The sequence below is a fragment of the Helicobacter pylori genome (genome assembly GCF_009689985.1).
Taxonomy (GTDB): Bacteria; Campylobacterota; Campylobacteria; order Campylobacterales; family Helicobacteraceae; genus Helicobacter; species Helicobacter pylori_CG.
In genome coordinates this window covers 158,982-165,079 of record NZ_QBAW01000004.1, presented here as the reverse complement: position 1 = coordinate 165,079, position 6,098 = coordinate 158,982, and the positions used below count along the sequence as shown (strand labels likewise).

General features: G+C 39.7%; 4 protein-coding genes. 1 reads left to right on the top strand and 3 read right to left on the bottom strand.

Annotated elements, in window-relative coordinates; translation table 11 throughout:
* The 3 genes from DBU79_RS04595 to hofC all read right to left on the bottom strand — a co-directional run.
* The coding region (locus DBU79_RS04595) for a DUF3519 domain-containing protein (protein ID WP_229764016.1) at window positions 1-1,250 on the bottom strand (1,250 nt) is incomplete at its 3' end.
* A 417-nt stretch (window positions 1,251-1,667) separates the two neighbouring features.
* Window positions 1,668-3,065 carry an outer membrane beta-barrel protein HofD gene (gene hofD, locus DBU79_RS04590; protein ID WP_060870979.1) on the bottom strand — a complete coding sequence of 466 codons (1,398 nt, stop codon included), beginning with the start codon at window positions 3,063-3,065 and terminating at the stop codon, window positions 1,668-1,670.
* A gap of 72 nt (window positions 3,066-3,137) precedes the next feature.
* On the bottom strand, window positions 3,138-4,724 hold the full coding sequence (gene hofC / locus DBU79_RS04585; RefSeq protein ID WP_154411675.1) for an outer membrane beta-barrel protein HofC: 1,587 nt from the start codon (window positions 4,722-4,724) through the stop codon (window positions 3,138-3,140).
* Window positions 4,725-5,010: 286 nt separating this feature from the next.
* Here hofC and DBU79_RS04580 point away from each other — a divergent pair, with 286 nt between their 5' ends.
* Complete coding sequence (locus DBU79_RS04580; RefSeq protein WP_154411674.1) at window positions 5,011-5,955, top strand: catalase family peroxidase; 945 nt, start codon at window positions 5,011-5,013, stop codon at window positions 5,953-5,955.
* Window positions 5,956-6,098 lie beyond the last annotated feature (143 nt).

Sequence of the window (6,098 nt, the reverse complement as noted above, 5' to 3'; positions counted from 1 at the left end):
AGAATGATCGGTAAATCCTCAAACCCTCCACTACCAAATATCTTCTTAGGGTCAAAATTTTCAGCGATGCTTTTAATCTGTTCTTCATTCATGTCCGTTCTTTTTTGCGTCCCGCCGGTGGTAAAGCTTGGTTTTAAATCTTTAGCTTTCACGATCGCATAATTGAGATCGTAAATCTCTCTTTCATTTAGCCGAACTCGGCTTTTAGGGATTTGCGCTTGATTTTGCGTGGGTATATCCTCTCCTACTTCTATTTTAGTGGCGCTTTCAATGTTGCCTGCATTGCCTCGCTCGTGTTCTAATTTCTTTTTTAACGCTTCTTTACGCGCTTGTTCTTGCTCTTTTAGGCGCGTGAATTCTTTTTCGCTTTCTAGCTTCTCGCTTTCTAATTTCGCAAGCTTTTCGGCGTTAGCTTGTTCTAATGGGCTTAAATTTTTAGCTTCTTGTGTGGTTTCGTTTAAATTTTCGCTTGTTTTGAGTAATTCCTCTTGACTGGTTAAGTCTTTTTGTGTAGGATTAGTTTTAATAAGGTTTGAGGTGCTACCGCCATCTCTGTAATCGTTAGAAAGTGGTGCAATGGTTTCTAACTCCCTTAAAACTTTATCATCCACTTCAAAACTTGTAATCATATAATGATTTTTTAGTTCTTTATCTCCCTTAAACTTACTTAAAATTACTTTTGAATTGTTTAGAATAATAGCCACATAACCTGGCCTGTCTTCTTCTTTTAAGCCTTTTTGTATGATATTAGGGATTTCTTTAATTAGTTCATTAGTCCTTTCTTTGGCTTGTTCTGGTGTTAGTCCTAACTTTTTATATTGTTTTTCTCGGCTTTCTATTATGTGTGCTAGCCCATAACCTACGCTCTCTTTAGTCTTTGGCGTTCCCCACACAAAATCAATCCCTCCTAAATCATCCCTATACGCTGCGCCTGCGACTTGTCCGTTTCTCTCTTGTAATAATTTCTCTAACGCTTCCTTAGGCTTTAGGGCAAACTCGGGGTAATTAGTGCCAAACTCTTTGAGTGGGGTTGTAGCGTGTTGTAAATCGCTCGCTTTCTTACTTAACTCTTCGCTCGCTTGCTTGACGCCGTTATTAAGCTCTTCAATGATTTTAAGCGTGTTGTTGCTAAAGTGTGATTTTTGCGCGCTTAATTCTAAATTCTTGCTAAAATCGCTTATAGAGTGGCTTCTCTCTAACGCTCTTTTTATGTGATACTTTAAAGCCGCGCCTGCGGTGGCTTCGTTCAAGGCTTTAGGTAATTTCACGCCTAAAATGCGATCGGGCGCGTTCCTGTAAAGCGTTCCTAAAGTAAATTTAGTCCATTGGTATTTTAACGCTCCGCTTAAAGTGGTCGCTAAACCTTGGCTTAAGTTTTTCGTAATAGCGGGTTTTAGGCTTTCTGCGATCTTAGCGTCGTTTTTAAAAAGCCTGTGAAAACCGCTCGCTATGTCAATGTATTCTTTAGCTTTAGGCGTGGTAAAAACATCCTCTTTAAACTCGTTTAGCTTGTTTAAAAACTGCGTAGGGTGTGGTGTTTTGTTTTAGTGTATTAAATATTGAATAATAAAGTTAAATAAGGCTTTTTGAGTATTAATATTTGATTGGATCAGAGCCTTTCCATATTTTAAAAAGACTAATCAAAAATATCCATTAAGGATAAAATGCTAGTAAATCCTAAAACCATAAGCAATGTTAAACATTATATGGCTCCTGTCAGAATACACATTGTGCGTTAAAGGCTGTGTCCCAGGCCCGTTAGGATCGACCGGAACATACATGCCACAATACCCAATACAATAGCCTTTTTTGGTGATATTGCCATAATATTCTAGTTTTAAATCCATTCTAATATTATACTTATTAGAAAAATAACTCAAAAAGAGCGCAAGACTCCTTTCATCAGCCCTTGGGCTATCCGTCCAACGGCCTAAAATTTTCCAACTAAACCCTCTATATTGTGAGCCTACATATAAAAACCCATTAATAACATCAGCGCCAACAATATTGTTAATTTCTGCGTCATAAATACTATTCGTCCAAATGTTATACCCCAAAGGATCCCCATAAATACCTATATCACCATTAGCGTTACCGATATTTTTATAGACACTGCCCCCAAATTGCCACTTATTATAGTAAAAACGGGTGCGGAAGAAATAAGTTTGCCCACTTTTTCCTAACGGCACTTGTTGGAAGAGAATAATATCATTCTGATTGGCTGGAGTGGCAAAAATGGGGAAAAACCCCACGAAAGTGCCTACAAAACGAAAGCCTTTATTGTTGAAATTAGGGTTGGTGTCATAAGTGATATTAATGCCTGGCGCATACATTCTTTGAAAGATCGCATAAAAATAAGGGTTGATTTTTAGGTTGTCTTTTTCATATTTCAAATCCGCAATCATTAGAGCCTTACCGCTTGTATAATAACGCCCAAAATACCAAAACCAGTCGCTTGACGCTGAAGCCCTGGCGTCTGAATACATCACCCTTAACCTGGTGTCTTTATATTTGACAAAGCCTTCAACCCCTTGAGTGTAAGAAGTGAACCAATCATACTCTTCAGCATCATAGCGCCCCCCTTTCACGCCAAAACTGAATTTGTCTTTTTTGTAGTTGTAGCTCAAAAAAGCGTTATGCACCATGGCTAAACGAGGTTTTTGCACATTTAAACCGCTATGTCCCGCATACCAACCAATGTATTGCCAAAAGATACCCGCTCCAAAAGGATCAGTCCTAGAGCCAGGCTGGCCATTAGGGATATTGTTGCCTTGATAAGCGGTAGAGTCATAGGGGAGCGCTGCCATCATCGCCCCCACTTCCGCTCTCAAACCCTTGTATAAACCCATGCTCAAATTCAATTCGCCGAGTAAAGAAGTGTAGCTACCTGTAGGATAAATGTCTTTAGAAGGCTGGTATCTTTGGTTGTTAAAGCCAAACTTGGTATAGCTGCTCACCTTTCCAACAATGCTCATGTTGAATTTATAAGCTTGAAGTTTGGATAAAAAAAAACTAGAAAAAAGCAAAAAAAATAGAGAGTAAGAAAAATATTTCTTAATTTCCAAAACCCTAACTCCCAAAGATATTAAAAATAAAAATACAAAAAAGACATATCTAAGAGATATAGGGAAACTCTCTTAGAAACTATAACTAATGTGTGTCATCAAATGGCTTCTGTCTTGAGTAATGCTTTTTGCGATACCGCCCATGTTTTGAGGGCCTTGCGCGAACGCAGAAGATTCAAACAAACCATTATTCAAGTTAAGCGGTTGCCCGTTTGGCCCAAGGAAACCGGTTCCAGGGTTGTAACCCGCACGAATTTGGAACTCTAACCACACGAGTTTGAGACCCGCTTTAACATGCTTGCTGAACTGATAGTCTAGATACATACCGATACCATATTCCAAAGCCCTTGGAGCGGTAGTGAAGCGCTGATAAACGCTCCAACTGAACTTACCATGCTTGCCTCCACCTTTAACATACTCGGTGAACGCGTCAGCGTCGGTAATGTTGTCAATCCCCGCAAACCCTAAGCTGTAGATACTGCCAACCCATTGTTCGATACCATCCACAGCGATGATGTTACCCCAAGTACCTAAGTTCATGTTAGGGTTACCAATGTTGAGATAAGCACCACCAACCACAAAGTAGTTGTTAATGTCTATATGGTGGCGTAAAAAGAGCGTCGCACCACCAGGACCTTGCAAGCCACGCCACTTACCATTATCCAAGAACGGATCCCAAGTGTTATAACGAGCGGGCGCGTAACGACCGTATTCAGCGTTATTCCAACGATAGTCATACAACGCATAGAAAGTCGTTCTATTCCTAATGCCCCTACCGCTAAACTCAGGATTGGTATCATACTCTACTTTAAAACCGGGCAATGTGCCTACTTCTGGGATAAGATACACATAAGGGTGGATCATCCAATTCTTTGTAGGGCGATAAATAATACCGGCTTTATGAATACCCCAAGGCTTTTCACGATAGATAGGGAACAACCATTGACCGTCAGCGATACCACGACCCCAAGAGCTAAAGAGCAAGAACTTCATCTTATTCGTGAGCTTGAAAGTCCCGTAAAAACCTTGGAACAATTGGTAAACCCAATCCATTTGCTCCTGCTCCGTAACATCAAAGCGCCCCATTACCATATGGACTCTGCTACTATCATAGGTAAGATTCGCTTTATAAACTTGATAGCGCCTTGAACCCCCAGGCAAGTAGGCGTTAGCCGGATAGTAGTTAGGGAACAAGCCGTTCCACTCACCCATATATTCCCAACCAATACCTCTAGGGTCAATAATACCGCCTGGCCCTTGTTGCTGCCACATTTTAGTGGCATTCATACAAAGACTCAAAGAATCAGTGCCGCAAGAAGTTTTATCCCAATAGCTTGGGGGGGTAAAATCCTTTGCCCACCTGTCATACTTAGTGCTATCATAAACTTGTCCGCCCAAAACACCGCCTAAATTCACGGTCCATCCTCTACCTAAATGCACAGACCCCTCTAGCTTACCCGTAAGGTTAACAAAAGTTTCTGTGGGATAGATACCTTTAACAGGGTTAATAGGCGAATGGTTAAAACCCACTTTGGAGAAGTTGATAAAATCCCCATGCACTTCATAAGTAACCGCCCCTAATGAACCCGTAGTGAACAATAGTGGTAAGGTAAAACGCTTTAGCAATGTAGTCGCAACTTTTCGTTTCTTTAATTTCATTCCTCTTCCTTACTTTACCTGAGAATAGATAAATTACTCTGTAAAGATAATTGTAGCATAAAAGAATGTAGAATTAGCTAAAAATCAAACTAATTTTTCTTAAAAATCACAAAATTTAAACGCAAGTTTATCCTTAAAGGCTTGCTCATAAGCATGCAATGGATAGGATAATCTTTTAATACCCTAATAAGATATTTAAAAAAAGGCTTTTTTAAGGCTCAATAGGGAATTTACTGATACAATAAGGCATTGTTTTATATAAAAATAATAATAATAAGGATCAAGAATGAAAAAAATTGGTTTGAGCTTGTGTTTGGTTTTTAGCTTGGGTTTTTTAAAAGCCCATGAAGTGAGCGCTGAAGAGATTGCAGATATTTTCTACAAACTCAACGCCAAAGAGCCTAAAATGAAAATCAACCACACTAAGGGGTTTTGCGCTAAAGGCGTGTTCCTCCCTAACCCGCAAGCAAGAAAGGATTTAGATGTGCCATTACTCAATAAAAAAGAAATCCCTGCGTCTGTAAGGTATTCTTTAGGAGGCGTGGCGATGGATGATAAAAGCAAAGTTAGGGGAATGGCGTTAAAATTAGAAAACCAAAACGCTAGCTGGACAATGGTGATGCTCAATACAGAAATCAATTTTGCCAAAAACCCTAACGAATTCGCCCAATTTTTTGAGATGAGAATCCCCAAAAATGGCAAGGTGGATGAAGCAAGAATCAAAAAGCTTTATGAAGAAGTCCCCTCTTATAAGAATTTTGCCGCTTACACAAAAACGATAGGGATTAGCTCAAGCGTGGCTAACACGCCTTATTATAGCGTGCATGCGTTCAAGTTTAAAGATAAGAAAGAAAAATTATTGCCTGCGAGATGGAAATTTGTGCCTAAAGACGGCATCAAGTATCTTAACCCCCAAGAATTAAAGCAAAGAGATTCAAATTATCTGCTTTCTTCATTCCAACAACACCTTAAAACTAAACCCGTAGAATACCAAATGTATCTGGTGTTTGCGAATAAAAATGATGCCACCAACGACACGACTGCACTTTGGAAAGGCAAACACAAGGAATTACTGGTAGGGACATTGAAAGTTGAAGAATACGAAGGAATGGGTTGCAATAAAGATGTGTATTTCCCAGCCGATCTCCCTAAAGGCGTGGAAGCCCCTACTGACCCCTTATTCCAAATAAGGAATGAAGTTTATGGGATCACTTTTAATAGGAGGCAATAAAAAGGCTAAGGCAAATCAAAATATAAGTTGATTGAAGAAATGCATTTTTATGAGTTTGGGGGAGTGGGATTTTTGTTTAAAGCTTTTAATCGTGCCCACTAAAATCACTCGCTCCCTCATTTGAGGCACACACTCACGCCGAA

Bases quoted from the DNA above. Each gene is read 5' to 3' on its own strand.
- hofC (WP_154411675.1), bottom strand. From the start codon at position 4,724: ATGAAATTAAAGAAACGAAAAGTTGCGACTACATTGCTAAAGCGTTTT.
- DBU79_RS04580 (WP_154411674.1), top strand. From the start codon at position 5,011: ATGAAAAAAATTGGTTTGAGCTTGTGTTTGGTTTTTAGCTTGGGTTTT.